Source organism: Rickettsia endosymbiont of Nabis limbatus (assembly GCF_965196655.1).
GTDB lineage: Bacteria > Pseudomonadota > Alphaproteobacteria > Rickettsiales > Rickettsiaceae > Rickettsia.
The window spans coordinates 623602-641025 of sequence record NZ_OZ239771.1 but is presented as its reverse complement, the minus strand read 5'-3'; the positions used below and the strand labels follow the sequence as shown (position 1 = coordinate 641025).

Below are 17424 nucleotides of genomic sequence, written 5' to 3'. Positions count from 1 at the left end.
TTCAATCCATGCAGATAAAGCTGCAACAGAATGACAATATTTTTAATGTTTTACCAATTTATTATAGTATTCTGCTAGAACTTTTACGCCATATAGCCATAAGAGGCATACAATAATAAAGCTAAACATTAATAAACCAGCTATATCGTTATGGATAGCATTTGGAAAGATACTAAAGGATATGAATTGAATAATAGCACCTATCGATTTACCGATTTTAGTTCCCATAACATCGACTGCGGCCTTACCTTTGGTTTTCATTTCGCTATCCAGCGGAATATATACCATTTCTTTAGTAGCATCAAAAAGTGAGTATTTTACAGATTTAGAAAGCACGTGCCATAAACCGCCAATAAAAACTATAACAACTAGTGGCGAGCTATAACCAAGTGTATCTATGATATTTTTTAAGTGATTTTCGAAAACTGTAAAAGAGAAAAACATTACACCTGCTCCAAACATCATAATAGGGGTAATAATTGCTCCCCAGAACCAACCGCATAATCTAATTAGACTGCTTCCTAAAAATGCACTAATTAAAGTAAGTACCCCAGTCCCAAAAAATACCTTACCGTGATATGAAATAAAATCTTTTGTATCAGGATATAGTTGTTTTACTTTGGACATCCATAATCCTTCAATTAAGCTAATACTCATCGAGTAAGAGATTAAAAGAATACAAATAAAACCAAGATATTTAGAAGTTAATATTATTTTTGTACTTTCAACTAAGCTTAATTTTAATATATCTGTTCTTTGATTTTTAAATTTAATATTTTTGTCTGATTCTACAATTTTTTTATCGATAAATTTATGCAGAGCTAAACAAATTAATCCTGAGACTAAAATAACGCTAACAAATGATTTTAAAAGAATTTCATTGGTGTCGCTTAAATGTGAAAATAACGGCAATAGGAAATGTTCACTTTTAGCAAAATAGATAATTATAGTTCCGGAAATTAGTAGATTGGTTTGTCCAAATAAAGTAAAAAATGAGTAAAACCTAGGAGCTTCTTCGACCTTAGTAATTTTATTTGCTAGCTGCCAATATAAGAGAGTAAAAACTATTACAGGCCATAACTCACCTATAATATAGAATAATACTAAGCTCCATTGTCCCCAAATAATTATAAACCATTTTAAATGCGGAAGTAATGTTATGTAATGTTTGACTAATTCAGGATCAGGATGAAAAAATTCTCTATATGGAAATAGAATAAAACCGAAAATAGCGAAAAAAAGCAAAAAAGTACCGGTAATTATTCTAAAAACCTGTTCCGTAGTCATTATATTACAGAGTTTAGAATAGAGAATAACGAATAAAACACCCATTGGCATTTCACCCCAAAGCTTGATAAAACTAAGTACCTCCGTACTAATTAAAGTAACAACAAAACTATCCTTAATACTGCGAACTAGGTTTTGATTAAGTAAGATAAAAAACATTAACAAAGCCATAGGTATGAATTTGGTTAATTCATATGATCTAATCGGCCATACTATATGCCTAAATTTACTATTTCTTGCTTTATTCCAAAAGGTGAAGTTAGAATTCACGGCGTCCATTAATTTACCTATGAGATTATTTTATAGAATGTTAAAGAACTCTAATGCAACCTAGACTATAATAAAAATTATGTCAAGTTTTTTAAACAAGGTCATAGTATATTGTTAATTATTTTTAGTATATTTAATTGCAGCTTCAACAAATTTAATGAATAGGGGATGAGCTTCAAAAGGTTTTGACTTGAATTCTGGATGAAATTGTACTCCTACAAACCATTGTAGTTTTGGTAATTCAATTGCTTCCACAATCTTTTTATCTTCTGAAAATCCGCTAAACTTTACGCCATTTTTTTCAAAAATATCTTGAAAATCATTGTTGAATTTGTATCTATGACGATGTCGTTCACTTATTTTAAGTTCTCCATATGCATTAGCAGTAATACTATCCGATACTAAATTACATGTATAAGAACCAAGACGCATAGTCTTTTTTACGTTTTCTATTGTGATATCTAACGGATTAAAATCCTCATCATGTTTGCTTATTTTTTCAATAATTTTTGTACCAGCTGTTTTAAACTCTTCTGTTACAGCATCTTCAATACCAACCAAATTACGAGCTATTTCAATAGTAGCAAGTTGCATTCCAAGACATATACCAAAAAAAGGTATATTGTTTGTCCGAGCATAATTTACTGCTAGAATTTTTCCTTCTGTGGCTCGCTCACCAAATCCGCCTGGTACTAATATCCCGTCAACGCCTAATAATTTTTTAGAAATATTTTTACTGGTTACATTTTCTGCATTTATCCATACTAAATCAATTTTGTATTTATGATACATACCTGCATGGTCAAGAGCTTCGATTACCGATTTATAAGCATCTTTTAATTTATGATATTTAGCTATAATAGCGATTCGTACCTTTAAATGAGATTCTTTTAATCTTTCAATTATATCATGCCATCTATCTAATTTAGAAGGTGCAATAGTAAGATTAAAAAATTCTAATACTTTATTGTCAAGTCCATAATTATGGTAAGCAAGAGGTACCAAATATATATTTTTCTGATCTATTGCCGGAATAACATACTCAGGATCTATATTACAAAATAAAGCTATTTTTTCTATTTCGCTTTTAGCAATTTTACGTTCTGCTCGGCATACTAAAATATTTGGTGAAATGCCGATAGTACGAAGTTCTTTTACAGAATGTTGAGTAGGTTTAGTTTTTAGCTCACGAGCAGTTTTGACATATGGTAGTAAAGTTAAATGAATAAATAAACATTGTTTGCTTTTTAACTCATTCCCAATTTGTCTTATAGCTTCAAAAAAAGGCAACCCTTCAATATCTCCTACTGTGCCGCCTATTTCGCAAAGTACAAAATCAAAACCTTTAGTGTTAGAAAGTATAAAATCTTTTATTATATTTGTAACATGCGGAATAACCTGTACAGTAAGACCGGTATAATTTCCTAATCTTTCCTCTTTAAGTAGTTTTGAATATACAGCTCCTGTCGTAATATTATCAAACTTACAAGCAGGAACTCCTGTAAAACGCTCATAATGCCCAAGGTCAAGATCGGTTTCAGCCCCGTCATCGGTAACGTATACTTCACCATGTTGATGAGGATTCATTGTTCCCGGGTCAACATTTAAATAGGGATCTAATTTTCGTAAACAAACTTTAAAACCTTTTGCTTGCAAAAGCATCGCAAGAGAGGCGGCAGTTAGACCTTTACCTAAAGATGAAACTACTCCGCCTGTAATAAAGATAAAACGCACCATTCTTTAAACTAATTTACTCTTTTCATAAAATTTTACTGCTTTACTTAAATCTTCAGGTGTATCTACCGAAATGGGAACGTTATTAACTAAGCATGTGCCGATCGTCATGCCATTTTCAAGAAGTCGTAACTGCTCTAAATGTTCTGTTTTCTCTAAAAATGTTGGTTCAAGAGCAACGAATCTTTCTAAAGCATTTTTACGAAAACCGTACATTCCCACATGATATAAAAATTCTTCTGCACCATTTGGAATAAGACTGCGTGAAAAATATATGGCTTTTCCTTGAGAGTCAATAGCTACAGTAACATTACTTGCAGCTTCCACGGAATCTTTCTCCACTTTTACCACAGGAGTTACAATATCATAATGGCTATTTTTTAAATAGTCTATTACCTTTAAAATTGATTCCGGTTCAATGAAAGGCATATCACCTTGCACATTAACTATATAATTAATATTTTGATTATTTGGAATTAACTTAAAAGCTTCATAAGCACGATCAGTACCGGTTGGAATATTACTATCAGTAAATATAACCTTTCCTCCTAACTTTTCAATTACTCTTGCTATTTCCTGTGAATCAGTCGCAACATAAATATGCTTAAGATTAGTTTGATTTACTTGTTTAAATACACGTTCGATTAAAGTAGATGAGCCGATTAGCTGTAGAGGTTTACGTGTAAGTCTAGTTGAACTAAGCCGTGAGGGAATAATTACAGCCACGTCTTGATGATGCATGCATTTACCTTATTTAAATTAAATCCGAAAATAATTGTTGACAGATTAGCCTTTTTCAGCGATAAAGTAAAACATAATTTTAAATATTATTTATTATACCAAGTATAAAACTTTAACGTATAAATTTAAAAAGTAATATAGACGAAGTTTTATTTGGAAAAGAGCGAGGAGTTCATAAGACGAGGAACGAAGCGTATACTTAATACGTGAGTACCGCAGTACTTATAGAACGACGTAGCCAATTTTTCAAATAAAACGAGTATATAAGTATATTTAAGAGCTCGTAGCTCAGTTGGTAGAGCATTTGACTTTTAATCAAAGGGTCCCGGGTTCGAATCCCGGCGAGCTCACCACATTATTTAACCATTTTACGGAGTTAAAATAATTTCTTACCCTAACTTCGTGTTCTATAGTTAATTCAGCCTTGTTTGCTGACAGGTGTGATGATAAACCTATAAGCATCAGTTAACTATGGGTTTGTAGCTCAGCTGGTTAGAGCACACGCCTGATAAGCGTGAGGTCGGAAGTTCAAGTCTTCTCAAACCCACCATTCATTACTTTTTGGTATTTTTACAAAAACATCAAACATAACTTAAAATCAAGCTTTTCAGGTTTTAACGTTAGGTTAGAGATGCTAGGTTTAATAAATTCCTTTTTTCTGTAATTTTCGAACTATTCTAAAAATCATGAGAGTTATACTCCTAATATAACTTTATAATCTTCCATCCTATCACACTTTAAAGATATAAGAACCTAAGTACTTAAAACATTATAACAGTTTATTATTCAGGGTGATTATCAAGGAAGTTATTAATATCACCTATCAAAGTGTCTACAACAGATAATTTTAGTTGTGCTTTTGAATCTTGTTCATAATTATTAGCTTTATGTAATAATCCTGTGTGAATACTATAAAGCTCTAAAAGAACGTTGCTCAGAGCCTGTCTTGAAAAGATATAAGAAATAATTTATATTGTTAAAAAATAATAAAGTAGGAATATGTATCCCAGTGATATAGTGGAAGAAGAAAGGATACATTTAGCTCCATTTGTTGGTCCTTGCAAGATAGGACGGTCACGTAAACATAATATAAGAGATATAATTAATGGCATTCGTTACGTAATTAGGAGTGGTTGTCAGTGGGGATTATTACCTAAAGATTTTCCCCCATGGCAAACAGTATATGACTATTATTTACGTTGGCGTAAGAATGGTAGATGGCAAGAAATACATGATAGATTAGTCCAAAAAGTAAGGGAGAAAGAAAGTAAGAAATCCACTCCTACTGTAGGGATTATAGATAGTCAGTCTGCATAGTACCCTACAATTTTTGTAATGGGGCGTTGAGAGTGTGAAAAAGCTCTTTTTTTGGAGGTAGTAATAAGGTATCTATGAGTTGAGTTATAGCTATTATAGATTGATAGAAGGCATTTTTAATATAATCAAAGCCATAAGTAAATAATGAAAATAGTTGTTTTTCAATGGTTTTATAGCTTTTTATACGAATTGGATTTAGTGCATTTTGTATTAATCCATTCTTGATTATTAAGGCTGAATTGATAGCAGCTACCACTAATAATTTCTCAAATCTGTCCAAATTTACTAAATGACTTTTTTCAATATCAAAACCACCACTTTTAAGATGCTTAAACAACCGTTCGATTGACCATCGATATCTATATAAAGCGAAAATATCAACTTCAATCTCAATGGATGATACCAACACCATTAGTTCACTTTTATCGTTTTTATATGCAGCAAAATTAACTTTTTTATCCCACAATACACCGCTACAAACCTTATATTCTAAAGCTTTAAGATCATTAAATATTTTTACAATGCTTAGAGTTTTTAAACTTTTTTCAAGGCGAATTTTGTTATCTCTTTTTAAGGGAATAGCAAATTTTATGTGATTATTTATCAGAAAATTTAACCATTCTTTATTCATAAATTCCCGATCAGCAAGCAAATACTTTATTTTTTCAACACCCAAATTTTTAATAAATTTCTGTAAAAATTCTTCCATCAATTCTCCAGAACATACCCCACCATGCGGTAAAGATTTCCAGTACACTGGCACTGATATTTTACCAATTATAATTACTAAAAATAAAATATTAATATCTGATTTCCCAAATTTCCAGTTTGTTCGATCTATTGCTACAACATAATTTTCTATACAAAAAAAGCTTAATATCAATGATGCAACTTTCATATAATCAAAAGTAAATTCTTTCAAAAAACAATAAATCCTATGGGTTTTGATGATATTTTAGCATCACCTACAATACCAAGGGCTAAACCTTTTTGATAAATAGAACTTCCAGTCATTAGACTGATTATCATTCCAGACAAACATTTTAATCTTGATTTATTTCCATCTATATATAAAATTAATTCTCGAAGTAGTATTCGGTGCATTGTTTTCCAAAAAATCCACCTTATACTACTTTATTACCCTTTAAATCAACCTTTCTTCAACATCTCTACAAAATTGTAGGGTACTATGACTTGTTCTATATTAGATACTGAAGCTACTTTTTCTTTAAAATCACTAAATATAACAGGTTTTAATGCCTCATATAATTTATTTGTATCGGTTTCATTTTCTAAGGTTTTACCCATAAGTTTTGAGCTAATAGGTATAGCATCTTGTAATATATCTAAATTATTAATACCCTTTAAAAATTCTTTCTTTATCTTATCATTCGATTCAATATTTTTTATTATAATTTTAGATAAAAAATTGCCTACCTTATCATTGTGGCTTAAAAATATCCCTATATCTTTTAATATTGGAGTAATATTTACTTCATTAAATAATTTTTGAATATCATTTTTTGAAGCCATCTTTAGAGTAGATTTTACAGCTTAATTAGCAATAGTCATAAAATTTTTAGGATCATCAAAACATTTATCTGATATTTGATGAATAAGAGGGAGGAATGCTTGAATAGCTTTTTCATCATTTTTAAGAGCAAAGTTCAAGGCATTGGGTAAAATTTTAGAAATTGTTGTTTTAATTATTTCTTTATTCTTTTCTAAAAATGCTACACTATCAGGATCTTCTATCAATTTTAGTAGAAAACTTTGATTTTCTAATTTGTTTTCCTTATCTTTGTTTACAAATATTTCTTCTATTTTTTTATATCATTTACTAAGAGTCTGTCTTGAAATTAAGGTTTAGTCAATTTTTTAAGCATAAGTGTAATCATATTGATATAAATAATATGTTCAGAAGTTTTATAGTTATGCTCATAGTCTTTACTCATACGACGAAAATTATTGAGCCAGCCAAAAGTACGTTCAACTATCCAACGCTTGGGAATCACTTTAAACCCCACTTGATCAACAATTTTACGAGAAATTGTCAGTAATGCTCTTACAGTTAAAAAACACCAAATTTGTAATGCTCCAGCATAACCACTATCTGCAAAAAATTTGATAATACTAGGATATTTTGCTTTTGCCTTGATTATTACATTTTTAGTACCATCTCTGTCTTGTATACCTGCTGAATGTACTTCACATGATAATACTAAACCAAGTGTATCTGTAACTATATGGCGTTTCCTACCCTTAATCTTCTTGCCTGCATCATATCCTCTAGCTCCCCTTTTTGGGTAGTCTTAACAGACTGACTATCTATAATCCCTACAGTAGGAGTGGATTTCTTACTTTCTTTCTCCCTTACTTTTTGGACTAATCTATCATGTATTTCTTGCCATCTACCATTCTTACGCCAACGTAAATAATAGTCATATACTGTTTGCCATGGGAGAAAATCTTTAGGTAATAATCCCCACTGACAACCACTCCTAATTACGTAACGAATGCCATTAATTATATCTCTTATATTATGTTTACGTGACCGTCCTATCTTGCAAGGACCAACAAATGGAGCTAAATGTATCCTTTCTTCTTCCACTATATCACTGGGATACATATTCCTACTTTATTATTTTTTGACAATATAAATTATTTCTTATATCTTTTCAAGACAGGCTCTAAATTAGGTATTGTTTTCAACGTTGAAATAGCTAATTTTGGATTTTTAAATATAAATTTAATACCTTTATACCCAACTTTTAGTTTTTTATCTTCTACTAAAGCTTTGAATATTTTATCTATGTCATTATTTTTTTGTAAAGCTTTCTCTGATATTTTAAAAAGCTTTTGTTTTAACTTTTCATAATCATAAGTTTTTTCTTTCTTATTTTTAGCTTTAGTCGTATTATCTTCCGGAAGATTTATTATTGTTTCAGTATGAATATTATCTTTAATTTTTTCCTTTTTATTAATTTTAAATATATTTTTCAGCTTCTTTTTCATACATATTCTTCCATTAAAATTCTAAATCTAAAACCTAATTAGAATAAATATCTAATGCTATAATATTTTTGTGTATCCTTATTACTGGTTGACTATTAACTAACATATTAAACTATTAAGATTTATTAACTTTATTGTAATAAAGCTATAATACATTATCAATGTTTAAATAATCTTAATGTCTACAGCTACTTCCATGAACATGAGGAGGATGCATTTTTATATGCTTCAGCATTTTTTTAAGCAAAGTGTCACGTTTTAGCTTAGATAGGTGATCTAAAAAAACTTTGCCATTTAAATAATCTACTTCATGCTGGATTACTGTTGCTAAAAAATCCTGTGCTTCTAGCTCTTGTTTATTACCGTGATAATCAAGGTAATTTATTTTTATTGCTTTTGATCTGGTAACAGGTGCTTTTATTCCTGGAAATGATAAAGATCTTTCCACAAATGTTTGTTTGTCATTTGAGAAATAAGTTATTTCCGGATTAATAAAAATAATAGGTGCTGATTTGTTATTCTCATGCAAATCAACTACTGCTATACGTTTTAATATACCTACCATATTAGCACCAAGCCCTACAGCTCTTTCTATCTGCATAGTATTAAGCATTTTGTCTACAATAGTGCGAATATTATCATCAACAACTTCTATATATTCTCCTTGCTTCTTAAAGATATTGTTTGGAGCGTAAACTATTTGATAGTAAGATTTTTCGTGGTTCATAATATTCGATCATTTAATAATAATGGTTGATAATATATTTTGATTATAGGGTTCTTGCAAGTGATAAGAACGTCTTTTGCTGGGATATTTTGCTGGGTTTGCATAAGTATCTTCTGCAATTTTTTTAATATCTTTAACTCCTACTTGTTTAAGCTGTAATTCTACGAATCCTGGCAAATCAAACATATAATGATTTTCTTTTTTTGAGTTTATGAAGAATTGCTTATTATTAAGATCTTGATCTAAAAAAGCTTTATAATATTCTGCATCAACTTCATATGATTCTTGAGCTATAGCAGGACCTATCATTGCAGTTAAATTTTCTGTACCTTTTTCTATCATCTTATTAACTATGTTATGGATAATACCGTTTATAGCACCTTTCCATCCTGTATGTGCTGCTCCAATTATTTTACCATCACCGCTTGCAAGTAACACTGGTACACAATCTGCAGTTTGCACTGCTAGAACCAAATTTTTTCTAGTAGTAATACTGCCATCAGCTTCAGGTGTGATAATAGAATTATCATCTGCATCAATAATATCCGTGCCATGAACTTGATTTAAAATTAGGATATTTTCTGCTTTAAAATAATCAGTTATAGCTTTTTTGTTTCTTATTATTTCTATTTCATCTGTAGAATTATTTTTTTTTACATATCTATGACTAGAACCCTTGAATGTTCCATCAAAAATTTTATAATATACTAGTCCGCTTATTAGTGCTTCCATGCAAATATCCTATAATAATTTTATTAATACCTTATCTAATAACCTACAAAAAAAGAAACAGCTAGAAAAAATTATTTTCCAATTTCATAAAGATTATAATTTAATACCTATTATTGGGGTAGAGGTAGAGTTTTACTTAAGCCCTAATATTGATATATCTAAATTTGAAATACTTGCAAGAAAATATCTAACAAAGATTAAAATTTCAAAAATAAAAAAAGAAAAGGGTGATAATCAATTCGAAATAGTTCTTCCTCCATCTCATGATTTAATAAATTATGCAAAGAAGATAATCAAGATTAAAAATACTTTAACAAAGATAGCAGAGTATTTAAATGGTTATATAGATTTTTCCCCTAAACCTTTTTTAAATGATTATGGAAATAGTATGCATTTCCATATAAGTTTTGATATAGAATCTGGGGAATATATAGTTTTAGCAGCACAAGGTCTATGCCATTATATGCTAGATACTTTACTTGCTTTTATGCCGAGTAGTATTGATTATTTACGCCTTGACAAAGATTTTATGGCACCGACTCATGTATCTTATGGAGGAAATAACAGAACTGTAGCTATTCGAACTCCAAATGTTGCCCCTAAACGTTTAGAGCATCGCTTATCTTCTCCTGAAACCGACCCTTACATAGCAATTTTTACTATTTTAAAGTCTATATTATTATCTTTAAAATTTCCAAATTCAATTAAAAAAACAGAAAAGATTTATGGAAATGCTTTTGATCCACAATATAATTTAACACCATTACCAACGTCAGCTCAAGAAAGTTTTAAACTATTTAAGCCAGAGTTTTTTAGATAATTGCTGATTCTAATAATGGTATTAAATATATAAAAAGTACTTTAAGTTACTCTACGACTAAAGTAGAGTAAACTGATAAAATAAAGTTAGAAAATATGCTTAAAGCAAGTTTAAGTCCTAAAATATAAGAGGAAATTATGGGAAGCGTAGTACATCATTAATAGATTAATCTCTTAGGGTTTAATTCCCCGAAGGTCTGCTTCGTGATATACTAGATGCATGGAAGAAAGCAGTTATATACATAAAAGTGATAATGTCACAGTACTAATATATCATTTAGTAACACCGGCAAAGTATAGAAGAGTAATATTCAAAGAGGAACTAGACGATTATTTATGTAAAATTTGTGAGGACATAGAAGCTCGTTATGAAATTAGATTTTTGGAAATAGGAGTAGATAAAGAACATGTACATTTTTTACTACAGTCAATACCAATGTATAGCCCAACAAAAATAACTCAAATCATAAAAAGTATTACATCTAAGGAAATGTTTAAGAAATATCCAAATCTTAAAGAAAAATTATGGGGAAGTGAGTTTTGGAGTAAAGGATATTTTATGAGCACAGTAGGTAAACATGGTGATGAGCGGAAATTACGTAATTATGTAAAAAATCAAGGTTCAGGCAAACCTTCTTATAAAGCATTTCAACAAAAACAGTTAAAACTTTTTGGATAGATACCTCGTAGCTCTGCTGCGAGGAGTATCATTGTTAGGTTTAATTCCTTTATAGGGGATAATAATCATTAATTATAATCTACCCAAGAAATATTACCATCTTTACGATAATACACTATATTTATACGATTATTATTAACGTTCTTGAATACTACTGCTGGTAAATTTTCTAAATCCATTTTCATTACTGCGTCTTTTACAGACAGCTTTAATATTTCTACAGGCTTTTCAGCTATAATTATTGGATAGTTAGTATCATTTGCATCATTAGTATTCTCTTGGTTTTGAGAGCTAATAATATATTTAGTGCCCTCAGAATCAATTTCAGATATTTTTACTTTACCTGCGTGATGATTTTTTAGTTTTGATTTATATTTTCTAAGCTGCTTTTCAAGTTTTGCCATAGCTTTGTCAAATGCTACATATATATCATTACAGCTTTCGTTACTCTTAACGATATTATGCTTACCTGAACCATATTTTGCTATAATATCGCATTTAAAATTTATTCCTTCTTTTGAATAATGTATATCTGCACTTATTATATCGGAAAAATATTTTGTTAGAACTTGGTTAACTCTTTCTTTTGAATATTCTTGTAAATTATTACCAATAGAAATATGTTGTCCTGAAACTGAAATAATCATAAATAACCTTATAGCTTGAAATTGGAACTATAACGTAAATAGTAGTTATAGTGTGTATAGATGTTACTAGGTAACATCTATACAATTAATTTATATTTAGCGTAATTTCAAGTTTTTATTACAAAATAAATCTCTTTCATGGGTAACTGATTTATTTTGTTGTAGTCTAATTAAGTCCTTAGTAATTTTTTTACTAAAGAGGGCTCTATCCCTGCTTCAGAACATATAGTCATAAAATCTTCGTTATCCATACAAAACTTATGCTATGTTTGGTTCTAAATATCGTAAAGATGGAGAACGAAGCTGTTGTTGCATATAGTCATCTAAAAGCCCTAACTTTATTTGGTAGACCGTTTTACCTATTTTATTTGCAGTTCTTTTGAGAAAAGCCCAAACTAGAAATGCACAACTAATGTGATTACGTTGGATACGCTGTTTTCTGCATTGGCAACGTTCTATACCAGTCAGTTGCTTAATTTTTCTATGCATGCTCTCAATTACCCATCGCAAGCCAAACTCATCTTGTGCAGCTTTAGAAGATTTTTGAGTTTTGTTATTGGTAACAACATAATCAACTCTGTTGGTAGAAACAGTAAATTTAAACAAATTAACATGCTTATTTTTGGCAAATCCTTTTATATGAATCTCCATTCCATTCTTAATTTCTTCATCTGAAAACGTCAACTTGCTAACAGCTTTATAAGGCTCGTAATCACACGTTTTACTAACATTTCTATTGGCTTTAATAGGGGCATAATAATATTTGCCCAAGGAGTCAACATGTTGCATAATTTTGTGTGTAGCATACCATGTGTCAAAAAGTACAGTTTGAAAAGGAATCTTTTTAACGCGAGTTTCGAATTAATATAGCATAGGATTTAGCATATCAAGAGAGATGTAATAGAAGGTTTATTATCAGACATTTGATAATTTATCAGTGCTGCAACCATATGCACAAAGGCATTTGTAACTGATCTATGCCTTGAATGCTCAAACTTCCCCAATAGTTTAATTTTACTAAACACAGATTCTATTAATGCTCTTTTAAGCAATAATATTTTATCCAACATAGACATAAGTTTATTTTTCATATTTTTCTTTACCCTAGTTACCATAAAAATTCCTTGCTCTAAAAGTTGTTGAAATAATTGTTGTGAAATATAACCACGATCTCCGAATACTTTACCAAAAAGATTTTTGATCATCAGTTCCAGCTGTTTTCTATCATCCTTATTGCCAGGGCTAAAAGATGCTTTAACTATACCACCGGCTCTATTAATTATTAGATGTAGTTTAAGTCCATAGAACCAACCTTTTGTTGTCTTACTGCGTGCTGCTATGCCGGCGAACACTTTATTCATTGAAATACGGTATCTCTTACATACCTCTATACTACTTGAATCTACAAAAGAAAGGCCATCACACTGATCCAAAATAGAATTGAATATCAGTACTAATAGTGGTAAATGTGGACCTATTATTTTTATAAATTGACTATAGCTTACTAATTGAAAATCTCTTTGATGATAAATCCATATTTGCTTCAGATAATAATTCTTAAAACAATCATAAGATGACTGCCAGTAGCCTATTATAATTGTTATTACCTCACTTCTGTTAAGTCGACTTTTAGGACCAGATTTGTTGTTATGGTTAGTAATTGAATTTGTATGCTTGTCTAATTCTTGAAAAAAATCATCGACGTAACAAAATATTTCTGTAAAATCCATTATCATAGGTTATTGCTCTTAAAGTTTTTTCAATAACCTATAAACTTTTTTCTTATACTATAAATACCATATTTTAATTAGCAATTTGTATTTTGTACTCACTTTATAACAAAAACAGTATTATCAATATCCCCGTAACCCACTGTTTATCAGCTATACAGCGACTTTTTGAATACGAAACTCGCGTTTTTTACTATAAACAGCATTATTGAACATCTTTAGTAGGTGATCTAGTTTCGTCGCTCCATCATGATCAGGTGAAAAAATGCGATAATCTATTACCCAAAACTTATCAATATCGGGGTTATAATATACAAGACTCACTACTCCTATACCGGTAGTAACTCCACCTGTAGCTCCACTATACTGCGATCTAGCAACCTCTATTTTCTTTGTGTTCCTTTTGTTTAACACCGTATCATCAAATATTGTATATCCGTTAGATGAAAAGATAACATCATTCTTAATGTGTTCCCATAACAAAGAAGGAGTATATTTTTCATTTTCTAAAAATCTATTAATAACATCATGGCTACATTTCTTGGCATGTTCAGCGTAGTAGGTTAAACTATAATTCTTTTGGCTAATTGTTAAAAATTGACAGTAATCTGTTCTATTAATTGGTATTGCTTGCAATCTGTTCCTCTTTGACATGTTTAATTATTCTTACAATAATTTATCACTCTTCCACTCATAGCGTAAGTTTTGCATAAAAATCCATTTTTTAGTGCATCTTCTGCTTTTTTAGCCTCTTTTTTTTTGAGAAGTATTAGTTGAATCAATTATTGCTTGCATAATAACAGCAAGCCTAAGGGCAATATCAGGTAAGGGATTATGAAATTTTAAGCGTTCAAAAGGGGTAGCTAATTTAATAACGGATGGTTTTGTCATATTATTCTCATAATTATTGATTAATAAAATAAGATTCCTTAATATGAGCAACCAGCTTATATACTGCCCTTATTAAGAAAATCTTAAAAAAGTATAATGATTTTTAGGAATTCAACTAAGGATAGAAAAAAGATTACTGATGATTATTTTAGATTTTATTATAAATACTGACTTATATAGCTCAATTAGCTAGAACATCTATCTGTCACACAGAAAGTCGAGGGTTTGAGTTTTCTTACTTTTGCTCTATTTCTAAAGCTTTTTATTCTTTTATAAGCTATTCAAATATTTCATATACTGTATATATGCTGAAAAAAAATGAAAATAAGCTATTTTATCCTTGCACGATTGAAAGAATTGTTATATATAATTTGTTATCCCTTAAAAGGGGGTGTAGCTCAGTTGGTTAGAGCGTCTGCCTGTCACGCAGAAGGTCGCGGGTTCGAGTCCCGTCACTCTCGCCAACATCCTATAAGACTTCAAACTTTTCTAAATTCTTTATCTAAAACAGCTTAATATTAAGTTAAACAGTTACATATATTAAAATTATTTAAGTATTTTTAATTAAATTTATTTGCAGTTTGTAATATTATAGTGGATTATTAATCTCTTAGGGTTTAATTCCCCGAAGGTCTGCTTCGTGATATACTAGATGCATGGAAGAAAGCAGTTATATACATAAAAGTGATAATGTCACAGTACTAATATATCATTTAGTAACACCGGCAAAGTATAGAAGAGTAATATTCAAAGAGGAACTAGACGATTATTTATGTAAAATTTGTGAGGACATAGAAGCTCGTTATGAAATTAGATTTTTGGAAATAGGAGTAGATAAAGAACATGTACATTTTTTACTACAGTCAATACTAATGTATAGCCCAACAAAAATAACTCAAATCATAAAAAGTATTACATCTAAGGAAATGTTTAAGAAATATCCAAATCTTAAAGAAAAATTATGGGGAAGTGAGTTTTGGAGTAAAGGATATTTTATGAGCACAGTAGGTAAACATGGTGATGAGCGGAAATTACGTAATTATGTAAAAAATCAAGGTTCAGGCAAACCTTCTTATAAAGCATTTCAACAAAAACAGTTAAAACTTTTTGGATAGATACCTCGTAGCTCTGCTGCGAGGAGTATCATTTTTATATAGGTTTCGATTTGTCACTGCAAGGATATGCAAAGCATCGACGTGGCAATCTTATTAAGCATTCTTTAAATACAACGTAAATTAATTATGATTAATATCTTTCTAATTATCATTTCTTTATTTATTTCTTTAATAACCTATCTATTTATTAGAAAAACGGATATTTTTACTAAGCTATTAATTCTAAACAGTTTAACTAGTGTAGTGAGTTTATTTATTTGTTGCTTGGGGTTGTATCTAGGCAATAGCTCATATTTAGATATAGCGATTATTTATTTTTTATTAAGCTTTATAGCAACAAACGGTTATTTAAAATATTTTGTATATGAATCAAGTAAAAACAAGGCAGATTGATAAAGTGATTTTGGGGTGCGGTTTGAGTGGTATGCTAACTGCTCTTGCTTTTGCAAAAAATGGTATAGAAACTACTATATTTGAAAGTAAATCTGTTAAAAGCCATAGCTTTTTTAATGATATTAGAACAACTGCCTTAACTCCAGCTTCCAAAGATTTTTTATTTTCCATCGATATATGGCAGGAGCTGGAAGAATTTGCAAGCAGCATGAAAGATGTTTATGTAGTTGACAATAAAGCTCCTGAAATGTTAGAGCTACGGAATGATAGCTCCTTAGGATATGTAGTTCAAAATAATGATTTTAAAAAAATATTACTATCAAAAGTAATTGATAATCCGCTGATAACATTAATTGATAATAAAGAATATCAAGAAGTTATAAGTCATGACGAATATTCTATTATTAAGTTTAATAACGAAACCCACGTTAAATGTAATTTACTAATTATATGTGACGGTAGCAATTCAAAAGTTAGGTCACATTATTTTGCGAATGAAATAGAAAAGCCATATCAAACAGCTTTAGTATTTAATATTAAGCATGAAAAACCGCATGAGAATTGTGCTATGGAGCATTTTCTGCCTTTAGGACCTTTTGCATTATTGCCAATGAAAGATCAACATAGTTCTTCGGTAATATGGTCAACTTCTTCTGAGCAGGCTGCTTTAATTATGCAGTTGCCTATTGAAGAGGTTAGATTCTTAACGCAAAGAAATGCTGGTAATTCACTTGTAAAAATTACTATCGATAGTGAAATAAAAGGTTTTCCTCTTAAAGCTCGTATAGCAAATAGATATTTTCATAATAAAATAGTACTTATTGCCGATAGTGCTCATGTGGTACATCCGTTAGCCGGTCAAGGACTTAATCAAGGTATAAAAGATATTGAAGCCCTAATTAGGGTGATAAATAATAATTTACCGCTATCAGAATACCAAAAATCACGACAAACAGATAATTTTATTATGTATAAGTTAACTGATGAGCTTAATAATATTTTCTCAAATCATTCAAAAAGTTTAAAGCATTTAAGACAAATAGGGTTTAAAGCAATAAATAATTTTAAGCCCATTAAAAATCTGATTACTAGCTACGCAATGGGTAAAAGGTAGAGTATACGTAGATAGAACTTGAAAAATTGGCTACGTCGTCTTATAAGATCTATGGTGCTCACGTACTATTTGTACGCTCCGCTCCGAGGGCTTTAGACTCCTTGCTCTTTTTGAAGTTGATCTTCGTATACTCAACTCTTTATTTATTAGATATATATTTTTTAATCTCTTAGGGTTTAATCTCTTAGGGTTTAATTCCCCGAAGGTCTGCTT

General features: G+C 30.0%; 20 protein-coding genes, 3 tRNA genes and 2 pseudogenes. 9 read left to right on the top strand and 16 right to left on the bottom strand.

The window, feature by feature from the left end; all coding sequences use genetic code 11:
* Nucleotides 1–42: 42 nt before the first annotated feature.
* The 3 genes from tlc2 to ACOAL3_RS03735 all read right to left on the bottom strand — a co-directional run bounded on the left by tlc2 (nucleotide 43) and on the right by ACOAL3_RS03735 (nucleotide 4032).
* Nucleotides 43–1566: a nucleotide exchange transporter Tlc2 gene (gene tlc2, locus ACOAL3_RS03745; protein WP_419235421.1), complete on the bottom strand. Its 1524-nt coding sequence runs from the start codon at nucleotides 1564–1566 to the stop codon at nucleotides 43–45.
* Between the two features lie 105 nt (nucleotides 1567–1671).
* Nucleotides 1672–3294, bottom strand: coding sequence for a CTP synthase (locus tag ACOAL3_RS03740; RefSeq protein ID WP_395476279.1), 1623 nt, complete (start codon nucleotides 3292–3294; stop codon nucleotides 1672–1674).
* A gap of 3 nt (nucleotides 3295–3297) precedes the next feature.
* Complete coding sequence (locus ACOAL3_RS03735) at nucleotides 3298–4032, bottom strand: 3-deoxy-manno-octulosonate cytidylyltransferase (RefSeq protein WP_419235420.1); 735 nt, start codon at nucleotides 4030–4032, stop codon at nucleotides 3298–3300.
* Between the two features lie 277 nt (nucleotides 4033–4309).
* Here ACOAL3_RS03735 and ACOAL3_RS03730 point away from each other — a divergent pair.
* From ACOAL3_RS03730 to ACOAL3_RS03720, 3 genes are all read left to right on the top strand, one after another.
* Nucleotides 4310–4385, top strand: a tRNA-Lys gene (locus ACOAL3_RS03730).
* A 120-nt stretch (nucleotides 4386–4505) separates the two neighbouring features.
* Nucleotides 4506–4582 (top strand) — tRNA-Ile (locus ACOAL3_RS03725).
* Nucleotides 4583–5031: 449 nt separating this feature from the next.
* Nucleotides 5032–5349, top strand: coding sequence for a transposase (locus ACOAL3_RS03720; RefSeq protein WP_419235419.1), 318 nt, complete (start codon nucleotides 5032–5034; stop codon nucleotides 5347–5349).
* Between the two features lie 4 nt (nucleotides 5350–5353).
* Here ACOAL3_RS03720 and ACOAL3_RS03715 read toward each other — a convergent pair whose 3' ends face one another.
* The 8 genes from ACOAL3_RS03715 to pgeF form a co-directional block, all read right to left on the bottom strand.
* Nucleotides 5354–6271 (bottom strand): transposase, encoded by a 918-nt coding sequence (locus tag ACOAL3_RS03715; protein WP_419235418.1) that lies wholly within the window; start codon nucleotides 6269–6271, stop codon nucleotides 5354–5356.
* 227 nt (nucleotides 6272–6498) lie between these two features.
* A complete protein-coding gene (locus tag ACOAL3_RS03710; RefSeq protein ID WP_419235417.1) occupies nucleotides 6499–6882 on the bottom strand; it encodes a hypothetical protein in 384 nt (127 codons plus the stop codon).
* Between the two features lie 21 nt (nucleotides 6883–6903).
* Nucleotides 6904–7107, bottom strand: coding sequence for a hypothetical protein (locus ACOAL3_RS03705; protein ID WP_395476276.1), 204 nt, complete (start codon nucleotides 7105–7107; stop codon nucleotides 6904–6906).
* Nucleotides 7108–7208: 101 nt separating this feature from the next.
* The gene (locus ACOAL3_RS03700; protein ID WP_395477655.1) at nucleotides 7209–7595 is read right to left on the bottom strand and encodes a transposase; all 387 of its coding nucleotides are present in this window, start codon (nucleotides 7593–7595) and stop codon (nucleotides 7209–7211) included.
* Nucleotides 7592–7978: a transposase gene (locus tag ACOAL3_RS03695; RefSeq protein WP_419235416.1), complete on the bottom strand. Its 387-nt coding sequence runs from the start codon at nucleotides 7976–7978 to the stop codon at nucleotides 7592–7594. Before ACOAL3_RS03695 ends, ACOAL3_RS03700 begins: the two co-directional genes overlap by 4 nt.
* Before the next feature lie 32 nt (nucleotides 7979–8010).
* Entirely contained in the window at nucleotides 8011–8364 is a 354-nt protein-coding gene (locus ACOAL3_RS03690; RefSeq protein ID WP_419235415.1) for a hypothetical protein, read from the bottom strand.
* A 175-nt stretch (nucleotides 8365–8539) separates the two neighbouring features.
* Nucleotides 8540–9091 (bottom strand): peptide deformylase, encoded by a 552-nt coding sequence (gene def / locus ACOAL3_RS03685; protein ID WP_419235414.1) that lies wholly within the window; start codon nucleotides 9089–9091, stop codon nucleotides 8540–8542.
* A 9-nt stretch (nucleotides 9092–9100) separates the two neighbouring features.
* The gene (gene pgeF, locus ACOAL3_RS03680) at nucleotides 9101–9823 is read right to left on the bottom strand and encodes a peptidoglycan editing factor PgeF (RefSeq protein WP_419235413.1); all 723 of its coding nucleotides are present in this window, start codon (nucleotides 9821–9823) and stop codon (nucleotides 9101–9103) included.
* On the opposite strand from pgeF, the gene ACOAL3_RS03675 reads away from it, so the two are divergent.
* Nucleotides 9822–10643, top strand: coding sequence for a type I glutamate--ammonia ligase (locus tag ACOAL3_RS03675; protein WP_419235412.1), 822 nt, complete (start codon nucleotides 9822–9824; stop codon nucleotides 10641–10643). The genes pgeF and ACOAL3_RS03675 overlap by 2 nt on opposite strands.
* Before the next feature lie 219 nt (nucleotides 10644–10862).
* Nucleotides 10863–11321: an IS200/IS605 family transposase gene (gene tnpA / locus ACOAL3_RS03670; protein WP_419234618.1), complete on the top strand. Its 459-nt coding sequence runs from the start codon at nucleotides 10863–10865 to the stop codon at nucleotides 11319–11321.
* Between the two features lie 68 nt (nucleotides 11322–11389).
* On the opposite strand, the gene hpf is transcribed toward tnpA (ACOAL3_RS03670), so the two are convergent.
* From hpf to ACOAL3_RS03645, 5 genes and pseudogenes are all read right to left on the bottom strand, one after another.
* Nucleotides 11390–11968 carry a ribosome hibernation-promoting factor, HPF/YfiA family gene (gene hpf, locus ACOAL3_RS03665; protein WP_419235411.1) on the bottom strand — a complete coding sequence of 193 codons (579 nt, stop codon included), beginning with the start codon at nucleotides 11966–11968 and terminating at the stop codon, nucleotides 11390–11392.
* Nucleotides 11969–12226: 258 nt separating this feature from the next.
* Nucleotides 12227–12814, bottom strand: a pseudogene (locus ACOAL3_RS03660) (transposase); the annotation flags it as partial.
* A gap of 32 nt (nucleotides 12815–12846) precedes the next feature.
* Nucleotides 12847–13704, bottom strand: coding sequence for an IS982 family transposase (locus ACOAL3_RS03655; protein WP_419234519.1), 858 nt, complete (start codon nucleotides 13702–13704; stop codon nucleotides 12847–12849).
* Between the two features lie 168 nt (nucleotides 13705–13872).
* Nucleotides 13873–14334: pseudogene (locus ACOAL3_RS03650) on the bottom strand (IS701 family transposase); the annotation flags it as partial.
* A 108-nt stretch (nucleotides 14335–14442) separates the two neighbouring features.
* The gene (locus tag ACOAL3_RS03645; RefSeq protein WP_419235679.1) at nucleotides 14443–14589 is read right to left on the bottom strand and encodes a hypothetical protein; all 147 of its coding nucleotides are present in this window, start codon (nucleotides 14587–14589) and stop codon (nucleotides 14443–14445) included.
* Nucleotides 14590–14976: 387 nt separating this feature from the next.
* Here ACOAL3_RS03645 and ACOAL3_RS03640 point away from each other — a divergent pair.
* The 4 genes from ACOAL3_RS03640 to ubiH all read left to right on the top strand — a co-directional run bounded on the left by ACOAL3_RS03640 (nucleotide 14977) and on the right by ubiH (nucleotide 17211).
* Nucleotides 14977–15053, top strand: a tRNA-Asp gene (locus ACOAL3_RS03640).
* Nucleotides 15054–15245: 192 nt separating this feature from the next.
* Complete coding sequence (gene tnpA, locus ACOAL3_RS03635; protein WP_419234569.1) at nucleotides 15246–15704, top strand: IS200/IS605 family transposase; 459 nt, start codon at nucleotides 15246–15248, stop codon at nucleotides 15702–15704.
* 126 nt (nucleotides 15705–15830) lie between these two features.
* Nucleotides 15831–16097: a monovalent cation/H+ antiporter complex subunit F gene (locus ACOAL3_RS03630; RefSeq protein WP_011477293.1), complete on the top strand. Its 267-nt coding sequence runs from the start codon at nucleotides 15831–15833 to the stop codon at nucleotides 16095–16097.
* The gene (ubiH, locus tag ACOAL3_RS03625) at nucleotides 16069–17211 is read left to right on the top strand and encodes a 2-octaprenyl-6-methoxyphenyl hydroxylase (protein ID WP_419235409.1); all 1143 of its coding nucleotides are present in this window, start codon (nucleotides 16069–16071) and stop codon (nucleotides 17209–17211) included. The genes ACOAL3_RS03630 and ubiH overlap by 29 nt, the downstream gene beginning before the upstream one ends.
* The last annotated feature ends 213 nt before the right edge of the window (nucleotides 17212–17424 follow it).